Below are 24888 nucleotides of genomic sequence, written 5' to 3'. Positions count from 1 at the left end.
TCCTCGGCTTCATCGGCGTCAAACTCATCCTCCACGCCATCCACGAGACCACCACCCTGCCCGTCCCCGAAATCCCCACCACCCTCAGCCTCGTCGTCATCGTCGCCACCCTCGCCATCACCACCATCGCCAGCCTGTACAAAACCCGCCACGTCGCCCCCAAGGAGATGCGGGGCACCGAGGCGGCGGCCGAGGCCGGCGACGCGACGGGATCCGACCACGGCCGAGAGGCGCGGGACAGCGCAACGGGCACGCCGCGGCACGGGGGCGGGGACGACGACCTCGATGAACGGGTCAGGCTCTGAGCGCCAGGAGCCCCGCACCAAAACGGCCCGGCACCCCCGTGGGGGATGCCGGGCCGAAGCACGCGCTCTTATCCGCGCAGCAGCGCCTGGTGGGCCAGTTCACGGCAGACCACCGCGAAGTCGAGCTCGGCGGCGTCGACCCCCAGCGGGAACGTCGAGGTCTCGGTCATGCCCGGAGCGACCTGCACCTCCAGGAACCGCACCTCGCCCCGGCCGTCGACGATGAGGTCGGCGCGCGAGAAATCACGCAGCCCCAGCACCCGGTGGGCGGTCAGCGCCGCCGAGGTGGCCGCCTCGACCACGTCGGCCGGCAGCCGCGCCGGGCTGAAGAACTCGGTGCGGCCCGCGGTGTAGCGGGCGGCGTAGTCATAGACCCCGCCGTCGGGCACGATCTCCACCGGCGGCAGCGCGAACGGGCCATCGCCCAGGTCCAGCACCCCCACCGTGATCTCGGTGCCCATCACCCGCTCCTCGATGAGCGCGGCGTCGCCGTAGGCGAAGCAGCCCACCAGCGCCGCCGACAGCTCCTCGGCGGAGTCGACCGCGGTCGCCCCGAACGCCGACCCGCCCTGGTCGGGCTTGATGAACAGCGGGAACCCCAGGGCGGCACCGATGCGCTCCAGCAGCGCCGGCGCGCCCAGGTCGTGGAACGCCGCCTTGGGCAGGGTGACCCCGCGCGGCACCGCCACACCGTTGCGGGCGACCAGCGCCTTGGCGGTGGGCTTGGCGAAGGCCACCCGGCAGGCGCTGGGCACCGCCCCCACATAGGGGACCCCGCTCAGCTCCAGGATCTCCCGGATCGCCCCGTCCTCACCCGAGGCGCCGTGCAGGACGGGGAAGACCACCTGCGGCGGGTCGTCGGCCAGCCGCGCCAGCAGGGTGGCGTCGACGTCGGCGATCTGCACCTCGACGTCGAGCCGCCGCAGCGATTCGGCGACGCGCCGTCCCGATCGCACACTCACCTCGTGTTCGGGGGACATTCCGCCCGCGAGTACGAGCACCCGATCGAGATCGGCCACGGTCCTGCCTTCTTTCTGTCCTACTGATGTCACGCGGTACGCCCCTGGTGGGAGTTAGGGGAGGTCGGGGGAGGGTGCATCGTTTCCGGCCGGGGGCCGGGCCGATGCGGTGCCGAACGTATCACGCAGCGAGATCTCGCTCTTCATGACGCCGACCAGGCGCCGGATGCCCTCGCTGATCTGATCCGGGGAGGGGTAGCAGAAGGACAGCCGCATGTTGCGGCGGCCCTCGTCGGAGGCGTAGAACCCGGTGCCGGGGACGTAGGCCACGCGCTTGCCCACGGCGCGGGGCAGCATGGCCTTGGCGTCGAGCCCCTCGGGCAGGGTGACCCACACGAAGAAGCCGCCCTCGGGCCGGGTCCACGTGGTGCCCGCCGGCATCATCGCCTCCAGCGAGGCGAGCATGGTGTCGCGCCGCTCGCGATACATCTCGTTGAAGTCCTTGATCTGCTCCCGCCACGGATGAGTGGACAGGTAGCGGCCCACCACCATCTGGTTGAACGAGGAGTGGCTGAGCATGGCCGACTCCGCGGCCAGGACCAATTTCGCACGCACCGCCGAGGGCGCCAGCGCCCAGCCGATACGGAAGCCCGGCGACAGGGTCTTGGAGAACGACCCCAGGTAGATGACGTTGTCGGGGGCGTCCGCACGCAGCGCCCGCACGGCCTCGCCCTCATAGCGCAGCAGGCCGTAGGGGTTGTCCTCCAGGACGAGCAGGTTGTGGGCGCGGCAGATCTCCAGCACCCGGCGGCGGCGCTCGGCGGAGAGGGTGACGCCGGCGGGGTTCTGGAAGTTGGGCACGGTGTAGAAGAACTTCACCGGGCGGCCCGCTGCGGCCAAGCGGGTGAGCGTCTCCTCCAGGGCCTCGGGGATCACGCCGTCGCCGTCCATGGCGACGTGGCGGATGTCGGCCTGGAAGGCGGCGAAGGTGTTGATGGCGGTGACATAGGTGGGCGCCTCGCACAGCACGACGTCGCCGGGGTCGACGAAGACGCGGGTGACGAGGTCGAGGGCCTGCTGGGAGCCGACGGTCACGATGACGTCGTCGGCGCCGGCGTCGATGCCCTCCAGGGCCATGACGTCGCAGATCTGCTCGCGCAGGACGGGGTCGCCCTGCGCGGAACCGTACTGGAGGGCGGTGGCGCCCTGCTCGGCGATCACCTGCTGGACGATCTCGCCGATGTGCTCCAGCGGCAGGGCGCTGACGTTGGGCATCCCACCCGCCAGGGACACCACTTCGGGGCGGGAGGCGACGGCGAACAGTGCGCGGACCTCCGAGGCCACCATCCCCTGTGCGCGTGCGGCGTAGGCGCCGACGTAGGGGTCGATGCGCGAGCCCTGGGACGAGGGCTGCCGGTGGGGTTCTCGGGGATCAGCGGTCACGATCCACCTCCGCGGTCGGTATGAGTGAAGGGCGCCCCGTGGACCGCAACGGCCGGCCGCGGTGCGCAGGCTGCGGGTGAAAGCGGCACGCGCGGTGGGTGTCGGCGCGGATGGCGCGCGACGGCCGCCCGGGTACGGGCGCCCCGATGATCTCCGATCAGTCTACGCTCCCGCACCGCCCCGGGGGCAGGCCGCCCCGTTGCAGGCGGGCAGAACGCCTCCGCGGCACGCCCGGGGGCATTTCGCCCATGGCGAACAAAAGTGAACTCTGCGGCCGTCCAGCGAGGCCCACGCGCCGGTTCACCGGTCGGGGCGCAGCTCCACGATGGGGACCCCGCGGTCGCGGTCGGCACCCAGCCGCAGGTAGTCATCGCGGGTGGGGTCGTCGCCGTGGCCGAGGGCGCGCATCAGCGACCGCGCCGAGCGCGGGCGGCGGGGCGCGTACTCGGCGAGGCGGCGCCCCGACTCCCCCGGCTCCAAGGGGATCGCGGTGCCCTCGAACCGGCGCCACCCCACCTGGAAGCGCACGCGCGGCCGCCGCAGCACGTTGCGGAACCACTGGGAGCGGGCACCGTAGCCGGAGGCGACCAGGTAGGCGCCGTCGCCGGTGCGCCCGGCGACCTCCAGCACCACCTGGCGGGCACGGCCGCTCGTGCGCCCGATGTGGGTCAGCAGCACGAACCGCCCCCCGAGCAGCCCGCCGAGGCCGACCCGGTAGACCAGGATCGGCGCCCGGTACAGGGCCCGGGCCAACGGGGTGCGCGGCGGCGCGGAGAAGGTCATGGCGGCTCCATGGGTGGCCGGGCGGCTCGGGAAGGGCCGGGCCCCCTCCGGGACACCGCGGACGGCGTGCCCGGGTCCGCCCGCGGCGGGCGCGATCGCGGGCGCGGCGCCCGGCGGGGCCGGGTCGGCGGCGGGTCCGACGGCCCGTTGCAGCAGGACGGTATCGAGCCAGCGGCCGTGCTTGAAGCCGACCCGCGCCAGGTGCCCGGTGTCGGCGAAGCCCCATGCACGGTGCAGCCGCCTCGACGCCGCGCCCAGGCCGGCGTCGGCGGCGTCGGTCGCGACAACGGCGATCATCTGGCGCACGCCGGCCGCCTCGGCGGCGTCGAGCAGCGCGCCCAGCAGTGCCGAGCCGATGCCCCGGCCGGCCGCGCCGGGCGCCAGGTAGATGGAGTTCTCCACCGTGAACCGGTAGGCGGGCCGTGCCTTCCAGGGCGAGCAGTACGCATACCCCACGGTCTCACCGCCGGATTCGGCGACGAGGAACGGCAGCCCGGCACCCGTCACCGCCGCGAAGCGCCGCCCCCACTCCCGCGCATCGGGGGCGGGCTCCTCGAACGTGACGCAGGTGTGCACTGCGTAGTGGGCATAGATCCGGGCGACGGCGGCCACGTCGGCCTCGCACGCCGCACGGATCACGGTCTCGTCGGGCGGCACCCCGGACCCTCCTCCATTTTCCTCTATAGTGAACATGACCGATATTATAGAGAACATGTTCGATCTTCCCGCTCTCGGGGCCCACATCCAGCGGCTGCGGACCGGCCGCGGACTGAGCCTGCGCGGCCTCGCCGACACCTGCGGCGTCAGCGTCGGCATGCTCTCCGCCGTCGAACGGGGCGAGAAGGCCGCCACCATCGTCGTCCTCGACCGCATCGCAGGCGGGCTGGGCGTGCCCCTGGACCGGCTGGTCACCCGAGACCCCGACGACTCCGTGATCGTGCGCCGCGCCGCCGACCAGGACACCGTCGACGAACCCGGCGGCTGGCGGCGCACCGTCCTGACCCCCGTCGTGCCCGGGGTCAACTTCGAGTGGGTGCGCACGGAGCTCCCGCCGGGCTGCGACGCCGGGGAGTTCCCCGCCTACGCACCCGGCTCCCACATCTTCATCGCGGTCGACGAGGGCACCCTGCGGATGACGCTGGGCGAGCGCGTGGTCGACCTGGCCGCGGGCGACTCGCTGTACTTCTCCCCCGACACCGTCCACGGCTACGCCAACCCGGGCACCACACCGGCCCGCTACGCGGTCGCCGCCCTCATCATGCGCCCCCGCACCGCGGGCCTGGCCCGGCCGCGTCGGCGCACCCCCTGACCGCGCCGGCCAACGTGCCGCCACAACGGGGCCGCCCCGGACGCCGTACCCGGGCACCGGCCCGACGTCCGGTAACGTGGGCGTTCCCAGCAGCACCGGCCGAGGAGGTGAGACCCGTTCACGCACGACCGACCCGGGCGCTCCCACCTCGCTGCCACGCGACCCACCGGGTCTAGGTGGCCGGATGGGCGCCCGACGGAACCCCCGAAAGGCACCCATGCCGGTCTCACCTTCACCGCGCTCCCACGCGCTCTCCCCATCCGCCATCGCCGCGGCCCTCCGCGACGCCGGCTGCGTCTTCGCCGAAGACGAGGCGCGGCTGCTCGCCGCCGCCGCGCGGACACCTGCCCGGCTCGCGGCCATGGTCGCCCAGCGCGTCTCCGGGCGCCCGCTCGAACACGTCATCGGCCGGGCCGAATTCTGCGGCCTGCGCATCGCCGTCGACCCCGGCGTGTTCGTCCCCCGCCGCCGCACCGAATTCCTCGCCCGGCAGGCCGTCTCCCTGGCGCGCCGGGCGGCTGCCCCCGATGGCCGCCCCATCCCCTCCCGATCGGGCGCGCCCGCCGTCGTCGACCTGTGCTGCGGGTCGGGCGCGGTGGGCGTCACCGTCGCCACGGAACTGGGCCGGGCAGAGCTGCACGCCGCCGACATCGACCCCGCCGCCGTACGATGCGCCCGCCGCAACGTCGTCCCCCTCGGCGGCCGGGTATACGAGGGCGACCTCTACGACGCGCTGCCCTCCACGCTGCGCGGCCGCGTCGACGTCCTGATCGCCAACGTGCCCTACGTGCCCACCGCCGCGGTCGCCCTCCTGCCGCCCGAGGCCCGCCTCCACGAGCCGCGCACGGCGCTCGACGGCGGGGCCGACGGGCTCGACCTCCTGCGGCGGGTGGCCGCGCGGGCACCGGAGTGGCTCGCACCCGGCGGCCACCTGCTGGTCGAGACCGGCGACGACCAAGCGCCGGCGGCCGTGGCCGCCTGCGACCGGAGCGGCCTGACGGCCCGGGCCGCCGCCTCTGACGACCACCAGGCCACGGTCATCATCGCCACCCGCCCCGGGGCGTCACCGGACTGACCCCGGCGCCACCGCGGCCGGTCGTACCCGGGCCGGGGGCTGTCGGCGAGCGGGCGCCACGGGGAGAATCGACCCGGTCCCCCGAGGAGGTCATCCGTTGCTCCAGCCCGCTGATGCCGAACTGGTCCGGCGACGCCCCGATGTCCCGGAGCTGGGTGCCGTGCTCGACCCCGCCGCCTTGGACGAGCTGGTGGCGGGGCTGCTCCCCGATGGCCTGCCGCGCCCGGCCGCGGTACGCGCCGCCCGCGTGCGGCTCGCGGCCGGCGCCACCGCCGAGCTCACCGTCGATCACCCGGCGGGCCGCCACGTGCTGGGGCTGCGGGCCCCGGCGGCGACCAGGGAGAACCCGGCGGACACGGGCGGGGCGGAGGGGCCCGCCCCGGACGCGACCGCCGGGCTGGCGCCGCCGGGCTGGCCGGGCCTGCTGTCCGACCCCGGCTCGGGCGTGACGGTGACGGCGCCGACCCACGACCCGGCGCTGTCGGCGATCCTGCGCGTGGCCGGCTCCCCGGCGGCCTACGGCGGGCCCGGGGCCGCCACGCTGCACACCCTGCGCTTCCGGCAGGGGGAGCGCTGGACGGGCCGGATCGACGACGCGGAGGGGCGGCCGCTGGCCGCCGTGCGCTGCCGTCCGGGCGGTGTCAACGTGGCCGCGCACATCGCTTTGGCCGCAGCGGGCATCGCGGTGCCCGACCTGATCCGGGTCAACCGCTTCGGGGTCGTCTCCACCGCATGGCTGGAGGGGGACCTCGCCACAGCGAGGGACGGCGACGATGTCCTGGCCGGGATCGGGGAGCTCCTCGCCCGCGTCCACGCCGTCCCTCCCCCGCGTGAACTCCCCGCACCGGGCCGGGGTGAGGCCGCCGGGGCGGAACGGGCTGCGCAGGCGGTCGGGCGGCTCCTCCCGAAGGCGGCGCAACGGGCCGCCGGCCTGGCCCGGGCGTGCGCGCCCGGCCCCGAGGACGGCCCCGCTGTCCTGTCCGTTGGCGGCGCACCGGGCGGGTACGTCGCCACCGCACGAGGTGTCGCGCTGCTGCATCCCGGGCGTGCGCGGGCGGCGCATCCGGCGACCGACCTGGCCGCGGCGGCGGCGGCCCGGATCGCCGCGGGGGCCGCGACAGCGGGCGGCGGAGCGGAGGCCGCGCTGGGCCCGCTGTGGGAGGGCTACCGCGCGGCGGCCGATCCCGGGTTCGTCGAGGCCGTGCGCCCGGCCCTGTCCCGCGCAACAGCGGGGGCCCTGCTGCGGATCGCCCACGCGCCGTTCGCCTCGCGCTCCCCCGACTGGCCGGAGCGCATCGGGGCCCTGCTGGGCGACGCGGAGGCTCTTCTCATGGACTGAGCCGGGCCCCGTTGTCTGTGTCGGGACCTGTGGCCCCCGTTGTCGGACAAGGGCGGAACACAACGGCCACCTTGACATCGTAGATCTTTAATATCCGCATTCGAGCCACACGCACACCACCTCATCAGCGCTCTGACCTGCCTGTTTGCCGGATCATGCCCATTCTTTGGCCCCCGCCCCCCGTGGCGCTCCTCGATGCCGAGCCACCCCGGCGCGATAGTGATCATGTGCGGATGAGCAGGGAACAGCACAGCGAACGGAGCCGTACGATGCCCGGTCGATCCAGGGCCGCGCTGGCGGCCGTCCTCGCCTCCGTCGCCCTCGCGGCAACGGGCTGCTCCGGCGGAGCGGCCGACGAGGCCGCCGCGTTGCGCGCGACAGTGGGCGACCTGTCCTCGGCCCTCCTGCGCCCCAAGGTGGAGACGGAGTTCGAGCGCAAGGGGCACCGGATCAAGGGCGGGCTGGAGTGCGCCGCGCAGAAGGACGACGAGGCCGCCACCGTCGAATGCAACGGGACCACCCGCGACAACGCCCAGGCCCGCTTCGAGGGCAGGATCGACCACGATGCCGTGGCGGACCAGGACGCCGCCGACGAGAGCCTGCCGGGCTCCTACCTCGGCACCGTCGGGGGCGAAGAGGTCTTCCGGCTGAACTGCTTCAACTGCCGCCCCGCCAACAGCGCGCCCGATCCCGAGGCCTCCGCCTCCGCCCCGGCCCCCAAGATCGGGGAATGACGGCGGCCCACGCCCCGCGGCCCCGCCCCCGGCCGCGAAAGCCCGTACCCGTGGGGAATCCGGCATCGGGCCACACACGCCGCGAAATCGGCCGCCGCTAGGATTCGGGTGATCGACAGCACCACGAGCCCCGAAAGCGGGACCCCCTCCTCATGAGCGAAACACCGGCGTGGATGAAGCCCGCCCCTGAAGAAGAAACCGCCGTCCCCCGCGACATCGACACCTCGGTCGCCCATCCGGCGCGCATCTGGGACTACTGGCTCGGCGGCCGGGACAACTTCGCCGCCGACCGCGAGACCGGCGACCAGATCCTCGCCGCCATCCCCGACATGGTCGCCAACGCCCGCGCCGACCGCGAGTTCCTCGGCCGCGCCGTCCGCCACCTCGTCACCGAGGAGGGCGTGCGCCAGTTCCTGGACATCGGGACCGGCATCCCGGCCGCGGGCAACACCCACGAGGTGGCGCAGTCGATCGTCTCGGACTGCCGCGTCGTCTACGTCGACAACGACCCGATCGTGCTCGCCCACGCCCGCGCCCTCATGGTGGGCGGCGACATGGGTGCCACGGACTACATCGACGCCGACCTCCGCTCGCCGGACGACATCATCCAGGGGGCGGCGCGCACCCTGGACTTCGACCGCCCGGTGGCGATCATGCTCCTGGGGATCCTGGAGTTCGTCCCCGACACCGCCCAGGCGTCCGCGATCATCGGCCGGCTCCTGGCCGCCGTCCCCTCCGGCAGCTTCCTGGTGGTCTCCCACTCCACGGACGAGGTCCACGGCGAGGCCATGCGGGAGGCCGCCCGGCTGTGGAATGAGGGCGGCTCCACCCCGCTGGTGCTGCGCGACACCGAACAGCTCGCCGGGCTGTTCGACGGGCTCGAACTGGTCGACCCGGGCGTCTCCTCGTGCTCGCTGTGGCGCCCCGACGGGGTCGACATCGGCTCGGTCGCCCCGGTCGCCCAGTACTGCGCGGTCGGCCGCAAGCCGTAGGAACGCCCCCGGGGTTTTCGGACAAGGCGGCCGGCGCCCGCGGAGGCGCCGGCCGCTACTTTGCTCCCATGACCGAATTCCCCGAACACCTGTTCCCCCACCCCTCCGGGGAGCCTGTGCGTCATGTCCGGGCCCGCCCGGTACGAGTGGTGGCACGCCATCGCCGCCCGCAAGAGCGACCCCGGCCCGGCGGGGCGCGTCCCGCGCGGCCGCCGGGTTTCGGTGACCCTGCGCACCGTGGCCGGACCCGCCCATTGACCACCCCTCGGGATCGCGTGCCCGCGCAGGAACCGGCTGGGACACCAGGGGGCTCCGCCCTGCACTCCCTCGACCGATGACTTTCCATACCCGAATCAACTTGCCAACTTGGAAAGTAGTTGCCAACATGGAGAGCATCACCCCCCGGACGAGAGCGAGGCGCCCCCCATGAGCGAACAGATCGACGCCGACCAGGCACGGCAGGCCCTGGCCGTGGCCGAGGCCAGCGGCGGGGCCGCCGCACGCAGCGGGCGCTGGTACGCGCTCTACTCGGTGGTCTACGCGGCCATGTCGGTGGCGCTGACCCTCGCGGTGGGGCTCGCCCCGAGCGTGTGGACGATCGGCGGCGGCACCGTCCTCTGGCTGATCGCCGTCGGCGCGCTGTCCACCTACGCCCTGCGCAGGCCGGTCGCGCCGCGCCGGTATGCCCTGCTGCACACGTCCTCCATCGTCGCGTGGGGCGTGATCTACATGGTGGTCATGTTCGGGGGCACCACCGGCTTCCGCGGCGACCCCGCCTGGTGGGTGCCCGGCGCCCTGCTCACCGCGGTCCCGCCGCTGGTGGCCGCCGCGGTCGCGGTGCGGCGCCCCGCGGGCGTGGCGGCGGCGCGGTGAGCCACCCCCGTTCGCGGCTCGACGGCGTGATCCACGCGCCCGTGCGGCTGTCCATCGTCGCCGCCTTGGCGGCGGTCGACAGCGCCGAGTTCAGGTTCGTGCGCGACACCGTCGAGATCACCGACTCCGCACTGTCCAAACAGGTCTCCACACTGGAGGAGGCCGGGTACGTGCACGTACGCAAGTCCTTCGCCGGCCGGCGCCCGCGCACCCACCTCTCCCTGACCCCCGAAGGACGGGCCGCATTCGACCGCCACGTCCGGGCGCTGCGCGACATCGCGTCGGGCGCCACCCTGCCCGGCCCCGCACCACCCGAGGGCGGCGAGGACCGGGGGTGAGCGGCGATGGCCTCCGCGCGCGGCCGAGGCCGTCGCCGCTCTACACGGAGCCGGCCCCGCCGTCATCGGGCGCGGGGCCGTCGTCGCCCGGCGACCAGGCCGCCAGCGCGCGCAGCGCCTTGTCGTCCTCCGACCCGGGCTCGGCGGCGTAGGCCACGAGCCACTGGTCGGCTTCGCCGGCCACCTTGAGCGTCTGGAAGTGCAGCGACACCTCGCCCACGACGTCGTTGCGGATGCGGATGGCGCCGCGGCTCCGCTCCCGCACGTTGTGGTCCTCCCACATCCCGCGGAACCGCTCGCTCGTGCGCGACAGCTCAGCGACGAGCCCGGCGAGCCCCTCGTCGTCGGGGTGCAGCGCCGCCTGCATCCGCAGGTGCGCAACGGTCTCGCTGGCCTTGCCCGTCCAGTCCGGGAAGATCCGCTCCGAGCGCGGGTCCTCGAAGGCGAGGCGCACCCAGTTGCGGCGCTCGGGCGGCACGGCCCCGAAATCGAGGATCAGCTTCACCACAAGGGGGTTCCAGGCGAGGACGTCGGTCCGGTGATCGATGACGTAGGCCGGCGTCGTCTCCATCGCGTCCAGCAGGAAGCGCAGGTGCGGGCTGACCGTCCGCCGCGACGGCCGGGCACGGCGCGCGGGTTTGGCCAGGCTGAACAGATAGCTGCGCTCGTCGTCGTCCAGGCGCAGCACCCGCGCCAGCGCCTCCAGCACCTCATCGGAGACCGTGCCGGTGCGGCCCTGCTCCAGCCGGACGTAGTAGTCGACGCTCACCCCGGCCAGATGCGCCAGCTCCTCACGGCGCAGCCCCGGAACACGCCGCCGGCCGCCGTAGGTCGGCAGGCCGACGTCGCCGGGGCCGATCCGCGCGCGCCGGGACCGGAGGAAATCGCCCATTCCGCTGTGCATCCCTCCAGTATCATGCGGTCCGCCGACGCGGGATGTGCGCGGCCGATCCTGGTGCCACCGGACCTAGGACTGGCGCACCCCTGGGAAGGAACCCGGGCCCGGAGCATAGTTTCCGGCATGGACATCGCGGACATGCAGATCAGCAGGCTCGGGTTCGGCGCGTGGGCGATCGGCGGCGACGGCTGGGCTTCCACGTGGGGGACCACCGACGACACCGATTCGGTCGCCGCGATCCACCGCGCGGTCGGCCACGGCGTGAACTGGATCGACACCGCAGCGGTCTACGGGCTCGGCCACTCCGAGGAGGTCGTCGCCCGCGCCCTGGCCGGGCTCCCGGCGGGCGAGCGCCCCTACGTCTTCACCAAGGCGGGCCTGCTGTGGGACGAAGAGCATCCGTCCGCGCCGCCCCGGCGCATCATCCGGCCCGACACCGTCCGCCGCGAGGTCGAGGCGTCCCTGCGGCGGCTCGACGTCGAGGCCATCGACCTGTACCAGGTGCACTGGCCCGACGACGGCGGCGCGGCATCGGGCGCCCGCACCGGTGTCCCGGCAGAGCGGGTGACACCGGTCGAGGAGTACTGGCAGGCGATGGCCGACCTCAAGGCCGAGGGCAAGGTGCGGGCCATCGGGCTGTCCAACCACGGCCCGGACCTGCTGGACGCGGCCGAGGCGATCGCACACGTCGACGCCGTCCAGCCGCCGTTCTCCGCCCTCGACCGCTCCGCGGCCCCCGACATCGCGTGGGCGGCCAAGAACGGTACGGCCGTCCTGGCCTATTCGCCCATGCAGTCCGGCCTGCTCACCGGGGCGTTCTCCCGGCAGCGGATCGCCACACTGGCGGAAGACGACTGGCGCCGGAACAGCCCGGACTTCACCGACCACCTCGACCGCAACCTGGAGGTCGCGGAGGCCCTGCGCACCGTCGCCGAGCGCCACGGCACAACGGTCGGATCGGCGGCGATCGCCTGGGCGCTGGCGTGGCCGGGAGTCACCGCCGCGATCGTCGGCGCGCGGACGCCTGAGCAGGTCGACGGCTGGGCGGGCGCCGACCGGGTCACCCTCTCCCCCGAGGACATCGCCACGGTCGCGACCGTCCTCAAGACGACGGGAGCCGGAAAGGGCCCCATTACCCCCTGACCCGGCCGCCGCCGGGATCCGCTGACCACCGCGGTGCCAGGTCTCGGGGGAAAGGACGGCCTCCCGAGACGGCCAGAGGGTGCACCCGGCGAAGCCGGGTGCACCCTCACGAGTAAGTCCTCGGGGTTCCCCGCATGCGCGGGGCGGACTCCACGTTGTCCCCCGATTCGCCGACGACGGCCGGGCCATCCCCGCCTGCGCGGGGCGGACGATCCGGTCGTCGTGCGGCGCCGTCTGATCCGCGGGCCATCCCCGCCTGCGCGGGGCGGACACTAATTGACCTGGGGATTTACGACCGCCCGGGTACCGTTCGGTTGGATCTGTGTCAGGTCCGGTCCCAAGGTAGCCCTGCGGAACGACTTTCACCCCTTGGACGTCCCTCGGCTGGCCTCCGGCGGCCCCAGCGCGCCAAAGCACCCCCTCTGGGCAGGGGCGACATCGCGCGGAAATCTTGAGGGTGTCATCCTGGAGCGCATTCGATCGGCGGACGGTCGGACGAAAGGAATTCACCATGGCGCTTCTGACGCGTATCGCGGAAGCCACCGGCCGGTGGTTCGCCGCGCTGATCCTGATCGGTCTGGTGGCCGGGCTCGTCGTTCCCGGACAGGCCGCGCAGCTCGCGCCGTGGATCCCGGTCCTGCTCGGCGTGATCATGTTCGGCATGGGGCTGTCGCTGCGCCCGTCCGACTTCGCGATCGTCCTCACCCACCCGCGGGCCGTTCTGGTGGGCATCGTCGCCCAGTATGTGATCATGCCGCTGCTCGGCTTCGGGGTGGCCTGGGCTCTGGGCCTGCCGGCGATGCTGACCGTGGGGATGATCCTCGTGGGCGCCGCCCCCGGCGGGACCGCGTCCAACGTGATCGTCTACCTCGCGCGCGGCGACGTGGCGCTGTCGGTGGCGATGACGTCGATCTCGACCCTCCTCGCCCCCGTGCTCACCCCGCTGCTTGTGCTGTGGCTGGCCGGGTCGACCCTGCCGGTGGACGCCACCGGACTGGTCGTGTCGATCCTCCAGGTCGTGCTGGGCCCCGTGCTGGCCGGTGTGATCGTCCGCCTGGTCGCCGGGCGGTTCGTGGAGCGGGTGCTGCCGCTGCTGCCGCTGGTCTCGGTCGGCGGCATCGTGCTGGTCGTGGCGGGCGTGGTGGGCGCCAACTCCGAATCGGTGCTGAGCGCCGGGCCGCTCGTCGCGCTCGCCGTCATCCTGCACAACGGGCTGGGCCTGGCCCTGGGCTATGGCGCCGCCCGGATCACCGGCCTGCCGGAGACCGCCCGGCGGGCGGTCAGCGTCGAGGTGGGGATGCAGAACTCCGGGCTGGCCGCCACCTTGGCCGCCGGGCACTTCGCCCCGCTCGCCGCGCTCCCCGCGGCGCTGTTCTCGGTGTGGCACAACCTCTCCGGCGCGCTGCTCGCCACGTACTGGGCGCGGCGCGCACCCGCCGCCGCGCCGGGCGATGCCGGTGCCGCATCGGGCCCGGTCTCCGGAGACGGCGCCCCGGCGGGTACCCCGTGACGCGGCCGGAGCCGGGGCGCGGCCCCGTGCCGCCTCGGCCGGACGCCCGTTCGGCGTACTCCCCGCGGACACCGTGCCACCTGGGGATCCGCACTGCGTCGCCGAGGCGCCGGACGTCCGTCCGACGCGGCTCGCTCTCGGCAGGGGTCCGCCCGTGGGCGCCCTGCCGTCGCCCGAGGGACTGACGTACGCGGAGGGGCGGCCCGTTGGGCCGCCCCTCCGCTGTGTCTTCCACTCCTTCGCAAGGCAGTGGACCGTCCCCCGGCCGTCCCACGACCGCCCCGACGCCCGCCATGGGCCGCCGTCAGCGACCGGCGGCGTTCAGCGCGAGCACGCTGACCAGGTCGTAGGCGACGTGCGAGGCGGCGGTGGAGGTGATCTGGGCGTGGTCGTAGGCCGGAGCGACCTCGACCACGTCGGCGCCGACGATGCGGCAGCCCGCCAGGCCGCGCAGGATCTCCAGGAGTTCGCGGCTGGTCAGCCCTCCGGCCTCGGGGGTGCCGGTGCCCGGCGCGTGGGCGGGGTCGAGCACGTCGATGTCGACGGAGACGTAGAGCGGGCGGTCGCCGATCCGCTGCCGCAGGGCGTCGGTGATCTCGTCGACCCCCTTGCGCATGACATCGGCGGAGGTGACGATGCCGAACCCGAAGCGCCGGTCGTCCTCCAGGTCCTTCTTGCCGTACAGCGGGCCGCGGGTGCCCACGTGGGCTATCGCCTCGGTGTCGAGGATGCCCTCCTCCACGGCCCGCCGGAACGGGGTGCCGTGGGTGTAGGGCTCGCCGAAGTAGGTGTCCCAGGTGTCCAGGTGGGCGTCGAAGTGCAGCATGGCGATCGGGCCGTGCCGGCGGTGCAGGGCGCGCAGCAGCGGCAGCGCGATGGTGTGGTCGCCGCCCAGGGTGACCAGGCGGGTCCCGGGCCGGGCCAGCCCGGTCGCCGCCTCGTCGATGGTCTCGACGGCGTCGCCCACCGAGAAGGGGTTGACGGCGATGTCCCCGGCGTCGGCCACCTGGAGTTCGGCGAACGGGGAGACGTCGAGCGCCGGATGGTAGGGGCGCAGCAGCCGGCTGGCCTCGCGGATGGCGGCGGGTCCGAAGCGGGCGCCGGGGCGGTAGGAGACCCCGGTGTCGAAGGGGACGCCGACGACCGCGATGTCGGCGTGGTCGACCTGGTCCAGCCGCGGCAGCCGCGCGAACGTGGCGGGGCCCGCGAAGCGGGGGACGCGGCTGGAGTCGGTGGGGCCGATCGGGGTGGCCATGTACGGGGTCCTCTCTCGTCGGGTCGTGGGACGTCGGGCATCGGGGCCCGGTCAGGGGCGCCGCAATCTGCACCGCTTGGCGTGTGTGCCGTGAATCCGCACTGCGGACGCGGCCGGACCGCTGCGCTTGAAGCGCAGCGGTCCGGCGGGTTCCGCGTCGGTCGCGGTGCGGTGGCGCGGCGTGTCCCCGGCCCTCGACCGCCGGTGTCCGGGCCGGACGGCGTTCGGGCGCCGGACCGGTGTCCGGGGGTGTCCAGGTGTCCATCCACACCTTGCCACCTGGCTGTTCTCCGTCCCACGGCACCCCCTGGGCAACGCCCGGCGGATGCCGTTCTCTTCCCCGGCGGCGGATACGGCCGGTGAACGGCAGTGTGCCCGGCGCCGCCCCCAAGGCTCGCGCCGGGCACGCAGAGCGGCCCGGGACCGCTCCCCCGCTACTCGGTGTCCGCCGGACGTTGCGGACCTGCTCCCTGTTCGTCCTCGTCCGGCGGGGTCGGCGAGATGTCGGCGATCGCGGTCGCCAGCTCCTCTCCTGCGGCCGCGGCGCCGTCGTCGCCCGCCGCCTCCGCGCGCGACACGGCCGATTCGAGGAGGGAGTCGGCGGTTCCGCTGTCGACCAGGTCGGCGTAGAGCTCGGTGTAGGCCTGTTCGTAGAGCTCGCGGAAGCCGTCGTCGTCGAGGAACCGGTCCTTGAGCGCCCCGCTGCCGCCCATCCCGCCGCGTCCGCCCTCGCCGCCTTGTGGCATCTGCATCCCTTCGGGAAGCTCCATGCCCTCCGGGATCTCCATCCCTTCAGGAATCTCCATGCCCTCGGGAAGCTCCATCCCTTCCGGTGGCCCACCGCCCTCTGGGAACTCCATACCTTCGAGCATCATGCCCATCCCCGAGAACGACAGGTTCAGGTCCCACGACAGAACGGTGAACCGGCCCTCGCCGGTGTCGTACCAGAGGTAGTAGTTGTTGCCGGGGCCGTCCATCCCGTCGCCGTTGGACATCAGGTCCTGGAGGGCCAGGTAGCGGGCGAAGGAGTCCACGTCCAGGTGGGAGTCCAGCTCGCTCGCGAAGGTCTCGTCGTCGGATTCGTCGACGAAGCGGAGCAGGTCCATGATCGGCTGCATGTCGTAGCCGCCCTCCGAGTTGACCTGGCGGAACGCCTCCTCGTAGTCGGTCGGGTCGTCGCCGAGGTAGTCGAAGGAGCCGCCCGCGCGGCCCTTGTACAGGACGCCGTCGCCGTACCCGTCGGCCCAGGCCGCGTCGGGTGAGTCCAGCAGGATGCGGGAGACGGAGTCGCCTCCGTTGACGGTGACGGAGGTGAACGTGTAGTCCTGCGTCGTCTGCCCGCTGGCCGCGGTGAGGTCCAGTGCCAGCGCCTCGTTCAGCGCGGTGTCGGACGCCGACGTCGCGGGGCGCAACGCGATCTCCGTGTGCCCCTGGTAGGCGCGCCCCTCGGAGAACTCCTCGAAGCTGATCAGCCACGGCAGCATCTCGGGTTCGTCCTCGGAGAGGGCGACCCCGCCCGGTCCTCCCATGCCGAACTCGAAGTCCGCCCCCTCTCCCTGCTCCTGCTCCTGCTCCTGGGGTGCCTGTCCGTCCTGAGGTGCCTGTCCCTGGACGGTGTCCTCCGGGCCCGCGCCCTCCTGGGCTTGGTCCTGGCCTGGCATCGGCATGGCCGGCCCGGCACCGTCCCCGCGCAGGCTCATGAGGGTGGAGTTCCCCTTGAGTCGCAGCCCGACGTCGTTGACGGTGGTCCCGTCGATGGTGATGTCGGCCCGGATGAACTGCTTCTCGCCCTCGTTGCGGAAGGTGGCCATCATGTCGGCGTACTCGGATTCGTTGAACGTCACCTCGATGGAGTGGTCTCCCCCGTCGAACAGGTCGCCGGTACCGGCGATGTTCTGCGTCACCGTGTCGTCGGAGACCAGTTCGGAGGTGATGTAGGGCCGCACCCGCGCCTCCCCGAAGACCACCGTCACGGCCAGCACCGCCGCGCACGCGGCCGCGGCCGGCTTCCAGTGGTGGCGCAGGCGCACGGGGATGCGGTGCCGCAGCCGGGCGCGCGTCGTGCGCGGCTTCGTCGTCTCTGCGTCCGCCATGTGGATCAGAGGTCCGTCTGGTCGTAGCCGGTGAGCACGGTCGCCTTCTGGCCGGCGTTGAGGTCGCGCAGCCGGCCGATCAGGTCGCCGGGCTTGACGCCCTTCTTCAGGCGTGCGGTGTAGGCCAGTTCGAGGAGGGAGCCGCCGCGCACGGACTCGGTGCTGATGAGCTCGAACTCGTCGGTGGCGGAGATGAGGACGTCCTCGATGGCGGGCCCGTAGTCGCCCTCGTCGGCGGGCACCTGGACCTTGACGACCTGGCGCTGCACATTGAGCGCGAACAGGTTGAAGCGGTTCATGAGCAGGATGACCACGCAGATGACGACGGTGGCGATGATCGCCAGGGTGTAGAAGCGGGTACCGCAGGCCATCCCCACGCCCATCACCAGGAAGATGAAGCCGACGTCGCGGGTCTCCTTGATGGCGTTGCGGAAGCGCACCACCGACAAGGCGCCGACCAGGGCGAACGCCCGGGCGATGTTGGAGCCCACCACCAGCATGATCAGCGCGATGAGCATGCCCAGGATGACGAGGGTGTGCACGTAGCTCTGGCTGTAGGAGATGTTGCGGTGGGTGGCCCGGTAGGTCCAGGCCACGACGATGCTGGTCAGGAAGGCCAGCGAGAGCGACAGGACCACGTCCATGACGCTGAAGGTGCCGGACAGGTCGGTGATGCCGAAGTCGAGGTTCATGGTGGGGTCAGGGCCTTTTCGTGTGGGCGGTGTGATTGGTGGGTCGAGCGAGGGCCGGCCGGGCACGGCCACGGACCGGCGCGGGGCCTCAGGCCGGCCGGGCCGCCTCGGCGCTCAGCGGGCGGGACTCGGCCACCGGGTCGTCCTCAGGGACGTGGAAGACCGAACGGGGCGCCTTGCCGAACGCCTCGACGCTCTGGCAGTACTTGGAGATGCGCTGCACCTGTAGCCCCCGGCGGGCGGCCATGTCGGTCACCCAGTAGGGCGCGCGCTCGTTGGCCTTGACCTCCATGACCACGAACCCGGGGTGGATGATGTAGCGGCTCTCGGCTTCGGAGCGCAGGTCGAAGTCGCGGTCGCGGCCGCGGACCCGGTGGTCCAGCGTCACGCGCAGCCCCAGGTCGGAGCCGACCCCGACGTAGGGCTCGCGCCGGTAGCCGGTCATGGCGGTCGGTCGCAGGTCCAGCCGGTGGACGAGGTCGAGCACCTCGTCGACGAAGCCCTGGTCGGCGTCGGGGTGTTCCACCCGGACGCGCCGGTCGCACAGGTCCCGGGCGAGGTCGTAGGGCAGGAGCACGCGCCGTTTCTGGGTCACGCGGTTGACGCGCTGCTTGATCTCGACCGACACCGTGGTGTCGTCGGCCCCGGTTCCGAGTTCGCCGTAGCGCCGGATGCGCAGTTTGCGGCGGAACTTCAGCCCTTCGATCTTCTCCCAGTAGAACCGGAGCCGCTGGGTGTCGTAGTAGAGGCTCCACACCCCGTAGCCGCCGGCGCCGGCGTTGCCGTCGGTGTCCATGCGGGCGGCGAGTTCGGCGCGGACGTCCGCCACCTGGGCGACGGGCAGCAGGTACTTGAGCTCGTAGCGGTTGAAGGCGTGCAGCCTGCTCGGCGCCCGCAACCTGTCGCCCGCCGCTCCCCTCTGGCCGTCGGTGTCGCGGTCCTCGGCCTCCGCCGCTGCTCTGTCGGGGGCGGTCTGTCCTCGTGCTGTGTTCGCTGCTGTCACGCGGTGGTCCTCCATCGGAGATGTCTACGGAGGAAACTCAAGCCGAAAGGTGCGTGAAGGCCCGCGGAAATTCCTGGGAGAACCCTGGCAGTCCCGCCGAAACCGGAGCACACGGGCGCAATGGGCGCCTGGGTAAGAGTTGCGCGAGAACGGGCGGGTGGCCGATCGCGCCGACCGGACGCGCTCTCAGGCGACGGCGAGGAGGCCCGTCACCGCGAGGCCACCGGAGGCTTCGGTGTCCCAATCGCTATCCAACCCACACCCGCCGGTGGCCCCGCCGTCTGTACGCTCGGCCTGTTCCCGCACGCTCCCCCGACAGGATCCGCAACCTGATGCCCAGACACCCCTCCGCCGCCCGGCGCGGCGGCGCCCTGCTGGCCACCGCCGTCCTCCTCACGGGGTTCGCCGCTCCGGCCACCGCCGAGTCCGCCGCCGACGGCAACCCGGGGAGCCCCGGACGGCCCTCCGCGACCGACTTCACGCTCACGATCCTCCACAACAACGACGGCGAGTCCCAGCTGCTGGGCGCGCCCGCCGACCCCGCCTACGGGGGCGTCGCGCGCTTCACCACGCTCGTCGGCGACCTGCGCGACGCCGAGGCCTCGCCCACCGCCGCCTCCGGGGACGAGTCGCCGCGCCGCGGCGTGCTCACGCTCTCCTCCGGCGACAACTACCTGGCCGGCCCGCAGTTCGCGGCGAGCCTGGAGCGCGGCGTGCCCTTCTACGACTCCCTCGCCGCCGGGGAGATCGGCTACGACGCGCTGGCCATCGGCAACCACGAGTTCGACTTCGGCCCCGAGACGCTCGGCGACTTCATCAGCGGGGTGCCCGGCGACGCCCCGTTCCTGTCTGCCAACCTGGACGTCTCGGCCGAACCCGACCTGGCCGAGCTGGGGGACCGCATCGCCTCCAGCACCGTGATCCGCGAGAGGGGCGAGCGGATCGGGGTCGTCGGCGCGACGACCCCGGCGCTGGCGTCCATCTCCAGCCCGCGCGACGTCGTCGTGGACGAGGACGTGCGCGCGGCCGTGCAGGAAGAGGTCGACCGGCTCACCGGCCGCGGCATCGACAAGATCGTCCTGGTCTCGCACCTCCAGGGGCTGACCGAGGACCGGGCCCTGGCCGCCGAGCTGCGCGACGTCGACGTCGTCATCGCCGGGGGCGGCGACGAGCTCCAGGCCGACGACGACGTCCCGCTGGTGCCCGGCGACACCATCACCACCGACCCCGAGACCGGCGAGCCCTACCGCTACCCGCTGTGGGTGCCCGACGCCGACGGGGTCGACGTGCCCATCGTCACCACCGCGGGCGACTACAAGTACGTGGGCCGGATCGTGGTCAACTTCGACCGCGACGGCGGCGTCGTCTCCGTCCCCGAGCGCTCGGGCCTGGTCCGGGTCTCGGGCACGGGCGAGGACGCCGTGGAGGCCGACCCCGCCGTGCAGAGCGACGTGGTCGAGCCCGTCCAGGCCTACGTCGACGCCATGGCCGACAACGTGGTCGCCGAGAGCGAGGTCGCCCTTGAGGGCCGACGCGACCCGGGCGTGCGCACCGAGGAGACCAACCTCGGCGACCTGCTCGCCGACGCGCTGCTGGACGCGGGCCGGGACAACGCCGAACAGTACGGCGTCGCCGCCCCGCAGATCGCGTTGCAGAACAGCGGCGGGATCCGGAACAACTCGCTGCTGCCCGCCGGCGGTGTCAGCGAGCTGGACACCTACGCGGTGGCGCCGTTCTCCAACTTCGTGGCGGTGGTGCCCGATGTGCCGCGTGACCAGGTGAAGGAGGTCTTGGAGAACGCGGTGTCGGTGGCGCCGGGTGCCGACGGCCGGTTCGCCCAGGTGGCCGGGTTCTCTTTCACCTACGACCCGGCGCGCACCGCGCAGGTGGTCGACGATGAGGGCGTGGTGCAGACGCCGGGCGAGCGCGTGCGCGAGGTGGTCCTGGACGACGGCACGGTCATCGTGGAGGACGGCCGGGTGGTGGAGGGCGCGGGGATCTCCGTGGCCACCAACGACTTCTCGGCGCGCGGCGGCGACCAGTACCCGTTCCGCGGGCTGCCGTTCACGTCGGTGGGGGTGACCTACCAGCAGGCGCTGCTCACCTTCCTCTCCGACGACCTCGGCGGGGCGGTCACGGCGGCCGACTACCCCGAGGGCGGCGCGGGGCGCATCACCCGCACCGGCTGACCGGGGCGGGGGCAGTTCGCTGCGGGGCGCGGCCGTTGGGCCGCGCCCCAATAAGTGTCCGGGGAGTAAGGCCACCGGGCCGGGGCCGGGCCACCGGTCCGCCGAGCCCGGTCACCCGGTCGCCGGTGCTCCCGGCCCCTTCCCCCAGGTTTCGGCCAAACCGGACACGCGCCGAAACCGCCCACGCAATGTAAGCGCTTTCCAAGCCACTGCCGGTGTCCTCGGCAGCAGGGTCGACCGGCGATCTCCGGCGCCTTGCATTTCGGACAGCCGCCCGTCAGCGGATTTCGCTCTCAGCGAAACACGGCGGCAACAAACCACGGTTTCCACCCGCCCCACCCCCGGAGGCGGTAGGGCGCTGCGACAATCACGGCCCCCCGAGCCCCCGTCCCCACCACGGATACCCCACGTCCGCGGGGGCTCACGGCCCCTACCCCCCACGCACGGGGCCCTCCTGGTGACAAGGAGTGACCACGGAAATGAGCCGATCCGATACATCCCCCACCGCGCGCCGAATCCGGAGGCACCGGGCGCTGCTGGCCGCCGGCGCCACCTTCGCGGCGCTGGTGACCGCCGCCTACGGGCTGCACGCCTCCTCCTCGGCCGCCGACTCCACCGACGCCCCGCCCGCCCCGGCCGGTGTCCCCGCCGAGACGGCGAACCTGGGCCGCGGCGCGGTCAGCGTCGGCACCGGCGACGGCAACCTGGTGAGCTGGCGGCTGCTCGCCGGCGACCCCGCGGACACCGGCTTCAACCTCTACCGGGGCGATACCCGCGTCAACGACGAGCCCATCACCGGCACCACCTCCTACCTCGACGAAGGCGCGCCCGCCGACGCCGAGTACACCGTCGCGCCGGTGGTCGGCTCCGAAGAGGTGCGCAGCCCGGCATCCGACCCCGCCCTGCGGCTGGAGAACGGGTCGACGGACATCCCCGTCTCCCCGCCGCCGGCGGGCGGCGACTACACCTACGAGGCCAACGACGGCAGCGTGGGCGACCTCGACGGCGACGGCGAGTACGAGATCGTGCTCAAGTGGCAGCCCACCAACGCCAAGGACAACTCCCAGTCGGGCGCCACCGGCAACACCTTCATCGACGCCTACGAGCTCGACGGCACGCAGCTGTGGCGGATCGACATGGGCCGCAACATCCGCTCGGGCGCGCACTACACCCAGTTCATCGTCTACGACCTGGACAACGACGGCAGCGCCGAGGTCGCGGCCAAGACCGCCGACGGCACCGTCGACGGGGGCGGGACGGTGATCGGGGACGGCGGCGCCGACCACCGCAACTCCGGGGGCTACGTCCTGTCCGGGCCGGAGTTCCTCACCGTGTTCAACGGCGGCGATGGCACCGCGCGCACCACGGTCGACTACGTGCCCCCGCGCGGCAACGTCGCCGACTGGGGCGACGACTACGGCAACCGCGTCGACCGGTTCCTGGCCGGCGTCGCCTACCTCGACGGCGAGAACCCGAGCCTGATCATGGCGCGCGGCTACTACACGCGCACGGTCGTGTCGGCCTACCGGCTCAGCGGCTCCACCCTCAGCCGGCAGTGGACCTTCGACAGCCGCAGCTCCACCAACGGGCCCGAGTGGGAGGGGCAGGGGTTCCACAGCCTCTCCGTCGCCGACCTCGACGGCGACGGCCGCGACGAGATCGCCTACGGCGCCATGGCCATCGACGACAACGGCCACGGCCTGTGGAACACCGGCTACGGCCACGGCGACGCCCTGCACGTGGGCGCGTTCGTGCCCGGCCGCGACGGGGTGCAGGTCTACGGGGTCGCCGAGAACGGCGGCTCGCCCAGCTCCTGGCTCGTGGACGGGGCCACCGGCGAGACGATCTTCACCACGCCGTCCAACGGCGGCGACAACGGCCGCGGCGTGGCCGCCGACATCTACCCGGACAACCCGGGCGCGGAGTTCTGGTCGTCCAACGGCAGCGGGAACCTGCTCAACGCCGAAGGCGAATCGGTGGGCCGCAAGCCGGGGTCGATCAACTTCCTGGTCTGGTGGGACGGCGACCTCAGCCGCGAGCTGCTCGACCGCACCCAGATCGACAAGTACGGCCCCGACGGCGACACCCGCCTGCTCACCGGCAGCGGCGTGGCCGCCAACAACGGGACCAAGGCCACCCCGGTGTTCAGCGGCGACATCCTCGGCGACTGGCGCGAGGAGGTCATCTGGCGCACGTCGGACAACACCGCCCTGCGGATCTACTCCACCGACATCCCCACCGACCACTCCCGCCCGTCCCTGACCCAGGACCGCCAGTACCGCCTGGCCCTGGCCTGGCAGCAGACCGCCTACAACCAGCCCCCGCATCCCAGCTTCGCAATGGAGGAGTAGCGGCATGACCGGCAGTGGGCCCGGGCGGCCGAAGAGGCCCGGGTCCGCCGCCGTTCTCCGGTGCCGCCACGGCGTACCGGACGCCGACCGCGCGGCCGTCCGGCCCGGGAACCGTTGTCGGTGGGGCGAACTAGCCTTGCGCCCATGCCGCCCACCGCGCAGACCTACGCCTACCTCCGCCCCTCCGCCGTGCACGGCACCGCGGCGGGCGACACGCTCAGCCTCCAGACCTCCGGGGGCATCACCCCGGCCGGGCGGGCCGCCCATCCCCGCTTCTTCACGGGCTTCCTGACGGCCCCCCGGATCGCGGCGTCCGGGCTGCTGTGCGTCGCCGACATCGCCGCGGCCCGCTACTACCGGCCGGAGCGCATCGCGTCGCTCGACCCGGTGGTCACCGGGAACGGCGACCGGCTCCGGTTCGAGTCGTTCTCCGGCTGCTGCGGTGTGTACGCGCGGCTCGACCTGCTGGGCGAGGCGCTCGACGGCGACGACATCGGGCACGGCACGACCAACGTCGACGTGAACACCCCCCTTTCGGACGCCCTGAACCGCGTGGGCCCGGGCGATCCGCTGCACCTGGAGGTCGGCCCCGACGACCTGACCGTCACGACCTTCGACGGCCCGGTGGTGGAGAAGAAGGTGCCGCTGCCCGACCGCTGGCTGCGCGGCTTCGCCGAGACGCAGGTGGTCGCCTCGGGGTTCGACCTGCGCGCCGAGCTCTCCCCCGCCGACGCCGTCCGCTTCCTGCGGTCGCTGCCGCGCCCGGGCGCCCGGGGCGCGTCACGCGGAGCGCTCTGGGCGGTGCCGGCCGGCCGCACCCTGCGGACCACCGCCCGCGCGGTGCCCGGGGCCGTGTGCCTGGCCGGCCCGGAACGGCTCACCGTGCTGACGCGGGTACTGCGCCACGCCACCGGCCTACGGATCCATGGACCCGCCGTCACCGCGGGCAGCGGCCCCGTGGCCAGCGCCTGGGAGGTCCTCCTTCCCGGGATGCGCCTCACGCTCACCCTCTCCCCGGACGCAGCGCGCGGCTTCTCGGGCGAAGGCGGCGTCCTCGACGCCCTGGCGTCGGAGGAGTCGGCCGACGACGCCGAACTGGTGTCGGTGCTGCTCTCCTGGGAGCCCACGGTCGACGTCGCGGAGCTGGCCGCGCAGTCCGGGCTCACCGCCGAGCGCGTGCGGGCGGCGCTCACCCGGCTCGGCACGGCCGGGCGCATCGGCTACGACGTGGCCGAGGCGGCGTACTTCCACCGCGAACTGCCCTACGACACCAAGCGGGCCGAGCGCGACAACCCCCGCTTGCGTGCCGCCCGCGCGCTGGTCGAGGCCGGTGCGGTCCGCCTCGACGGAGACGGACCGGCCACGGTCACCGTCGACGACCACGTCCACCGCGTCCGGTCCGCTGGAGGACTCCTCACGTGCACCTGCCGGTGGTGGGCCGAGTACCGCGGCGGACGCGGCCCGTGCACGCACGCCCTCGCCGTCGGCATCGCCCGCCGCGCCGGCTAGATCACGCGACCGCACGCGGCCGGGCTCAGGACGCCCTCCAAGCCCATCGCCCGGCCGCCGCCCCGCCGGCCCTTAGTGCACGATCAGCACACCGC

Annotated in this window: 21 protein-coding genes and 1 pseudogene; 14 read left to right on the top strand and 8 right to left on the bottom strand. The window is 73.3% G+C overall.

Features of this window, described 5'->3' with window-relative positions:
* Positions 1-305, top strand: a pseudogene (locus ACFOVU_RS13775) (TerC family protein); the annotation flags it as partial.
* A 68-nt stretch (positions 306-373) separates the two neighbouring features.
* Here the strand turns inward: ACFOVU_RS13775 and ACFOVU_RS13770 are convergent.
* The 3 genes from ACFOVU_RS13770 to ACFOVU_RS13760 all read right to left on the bottom strand — a co-directional run bounded on the left by ACFOVU_RS13770 (position 374) and on the right by ACFOVU_RS13760 (position 4183).
* A complete protein-coding gene (locus tag ACFOVU_RS13770; protein WP_378533545.1) occupies positions 374-1324 on the bottom strand; it encodes a D-alanine--D-alanine ligase family protein in 951 nt (316 codons plus the stop codon).
* Positions 1325-1378: 54 nt separating this feature from the next.
* The gene (locus tag ACFOVU_RS13765) at positions 1379-2611 is read right to left on the bottom strand and encodes an aminotransferase-like domain-containing protein (RefSeq protein WP_378533574.1); all 1233 of its coding nucleotides are present in this window, start codon (positions 2609-2611) and stop codon (positions 1379-1381) included.
* Positions 2612-3007: 396 nt separating this feature from the next.
* The gene (locus ACFOVU_RS13760; protein WP_378533543.1) at positions 3008-4183 is read right to left on the bottom strand and encodes a nitroreductase family deazaflavin-dependent oxidoreductase; all 1176 of its coding nucleotides are present in this window, start codon (positions 4181-4183) and stop codon (positions 3008-3010) included.
* Between ACFOVU_RS13760 and ACFOVU_RS13755 the strand changes: the two genes are divergently transcribed.
* The 8 genes from ACFOVU_RS13755 to ACFOVU_RS13720 all read left to right on the top strand — a co-directional run bounded on the left by ACFOVU_RS13755 (position 4182) and on the right by ACFOVU_RS13720 (position 10150).
* Positions 4182-4799 (top strand): helix-turn-helix domain-containing protein, encoded by a 618-nt coding sequence (locus ACFOVU_RS13755; protein ID WP_378533540.1) that lies wholly within the window; start codon positions 4182-4184, stop codon positions 4797-4799. The two genes, ACFOVU_RS13760 and ACFOVU_RS13755, sit on opposite strands and share 2 nt — an antisense overlap.
* A gap of 217 nt (positions 4800-5016) precedes the next feature.
* Complete coding sequence (locus tag ACFOVU_RS13750) at positions 5017-5874, top strand: putative protein N(5)-glutamine methyltransferase (RefSeq protein ID WP_378533538.1); 858 nt, start codon at positions 5017-5019, stop codon at positions 5872-5874.
* Positions 5875-5971: 97 nt separating this feature from the next.
* Positions 5972-7213, top strand: a complete 1242-nt coding sequence (locus ACFOVU_RS13745) for a hypothetical protein (RefSeq protein ID WP_378533536.1) — start codon at positions 5972-5974, stop codon at positions 7211-7213.
* A 269-nt stretch (positions 7214-7482) separates the two neighbouring features.
* Positions 7483-7947 (top strand): hypothetical protein, encoded by a 465-nt coding sequence (locus tag ACFOVU_RS13740; RefSeq protein ID WP_378533534.1) that lies wholly within the window; start codon positions 7483-7485, stop codon positions 7945-7947.
* Positions 7948-8099: 152 nt separating this feature from the next.
* Positions 8100-8939, top strand: coding sequence for an SAM-dependent methyltransferase (locus ACFOVU_RS13735; RefSeq protein ID WP_378533532.1), 840 nt, complete (start codon positions 8100-8102; stop codon positions 8937-8939).
* Positions 8940-9053: 114 nt separating this feature from the next.
* The gene (locus ACFOVU_RS13730) at positions 9054-9197 is read left to right on the top strand and encodes a hypothetical protein (protein WP_378533572.1); all 144 of its coding nucleotides are present in this window, start codon (positions 9054-9056) and stop codon (positions 9195-9197) included.
* 168 nt (positions 9198-9365) lie between these two features.
* Complete coding sequence (locus ACFOVU_RS13725; RefSeq protein WP_378533530.1) at positions 9366-9812, top strand: hypothetical protein; 447 nt, start codon at positions 9366-9368, stop codon at positions 9810-9812.
* Positions 9809-10150 (top strand): winged helix-turn-helix domain-containing protein, encoded by a 342-nt coding sequence (locus ACFOVU_RS13720; protein ID WP_378533528.1) that lies wholly within the window; start codon positions 9809-9811, stop codon positions 10148-10150. Before ACFOVU_RS13725 ends, ACFOVU_RS13720 begins: the two co-directional genes overlap by 4 nt.
* 40 nt (positions 10151-10190) lie before the next feature.
* On the opposite strand, the gene ACFOVU_RS13715 is transcribed toward ACFOVU_RS13720, so the two are convergent.
* Positions 10191-11042: a helix-turn-helix transcriptional regulator gene (locus ACFOVU_RS13715; RefSeq protein WP_378533527.1), complete on the bottom strand. Its 852-nt coding sequence runs from the start codon at positions 11040-11042 to the stop codon at positions 10191-10193.
* Between the two features lie 129 nt (positions 11043-11171).
* On the opposite strand from ACFOVU_RS13715, the gene ACFOVU_RS13710 reads away from it, so the two are divergent.
* Positions 11172-12191: an aldo/keto reductase gene (locus ACFOVU_RS13710; RefSeq protein WP_378533525.1), complete on the top strand. Its 1020-nt coding sequence runs from the start codon at positions 11172-11174 to the stop codon at positions 12189-12191.
* A 511-nt stretch (positions 12192-12702) separates the two neighbouring features.
* Positions 12703-13701, top strand: coding sequence for a bile acid:sodium symporter family protein (locus ACFOVU_RS13705; RefSeq protein WP_378533523.1), 999 nt, complete (start codon positions 12703-12705; stop codon positions 13699-13701).
* A gap of 304 nt (positions 13702-14005) precedes the next feature.
* Here ACFOVU_RS13705 and speB read toward each other — a convergent pair whose 3' ends face one another.
* The 4 genes from speB to ACFOVU_RS13685 all read right to left on the bottom strand — a co-directional run bounded on the left by speB (position 14006) and on the right by ACFOVU_RS13685 (position 18744).
* Positions 14006-14956 carry an agmatinase gene (gene speB / locus ACFOVU_RS13700; RefSeq protein WP_378533521.1) on the bottom strand — a complete coding sequence of 317 codons (951 nt, stop codon included), beginning with the start codon at positions 14954-14956 and terminating at the stop codon, positions 14006-14008.
* Between the two features lie 434 nt (positions 14957-15390).
* Positions 15391-17049: a CotH kinase family protein gene (locus tag ACFOVU_RS13695; RefSeq protein ID WP_378533519.1), complete on the bottom strand. Its 1659-nt coding sequence runs from the start codon at positions 17047-17049 to the stop codon at positions 15391-15393.
* 5 nt (positions 17050-17054) lie between these two features.
* The gene (locus ACFOVU_RS13690; protein WP_378533517.1) at positions 17055-17741 is read right to left on the bottom strand and encodes a DUF4956 domain-containing protein; all 687 of its coding nucleotides are present in this window, start codon (positions 17739-17741) and stop codon (positions 17055-17057) included.
* Positions 17742-17829: 88 nt separating this feature from the next.
* The gene (locus ACFOVU_RS13685) at positions 17830-18744 is read right to left on the bottom strand and encodes a polyphosphate polymerase domain-containing protein (RefSeq protein WP_378533515.1); all 915 of its coding nucleotides are present in this window, start codon (positions 18742-18744) and stop codon (positions 17830-17832) included.
* A gap of 332 nt (positions 18745-19076) precedes the next feature.
* Between ACFOVU_RS13685 and ACFOVU_RS13680 the strand changes: the two genes are divergently transcribed.
* From ACFOVU_RS13680 to ACFOVU_RS13670, 3 genes are all read left to right on the top strand, one after another.
* Entirely contained in the window at positions 19077-20933 is a 1857-nt protein-coding gene (locus tag ACFOVU_RS13680; protein WP_378533513.1) for a bifunctional metallophosphatase/5'-nucleotidase, read from the top strand.
* A 479-nt stretch (positions 20934-21412) separates the two neighbouring features.
* Positions 21413-23284, top strand: a complete 1872-nt coding sequence (locus ACFOVU_RS13675; RefSeq protein WP_378533511.1) for a rhamnogalacturonan lyase — start codon at positions 21413-21415, stop codon at positions 23282-23284.
* Between the two features lie 144 nt (positions 23285-23428).
* Positions 23429-24793 (top strand): SWIM zinc finger family protein, encoded by a 1365-nt coding sequence (locus tag ACFOVU_RS13670; protein WP_378533509.1) that lies wholly within the window; start codon positions 23429-23431, stop codon positions 24791-24793.
* The last annotated feature ends 95 nt before the right edge of the window (positions 24794-24888 follow it).

Origin of the sequence: Nocardiopsis sediminis (assembly GCF_042650565.1) — a bacterium.
Taxonomy (GTDB): Bacteria; Actinomycetota; Actinomycetes; order Streptosporangiales; family Streptosporangiaceae; genus Nocardiopsis_B; species Nocardiopsis_B sediminis.
This window is presented reverse-complemented; position numbering and strand designations above follow the sequence as displayed.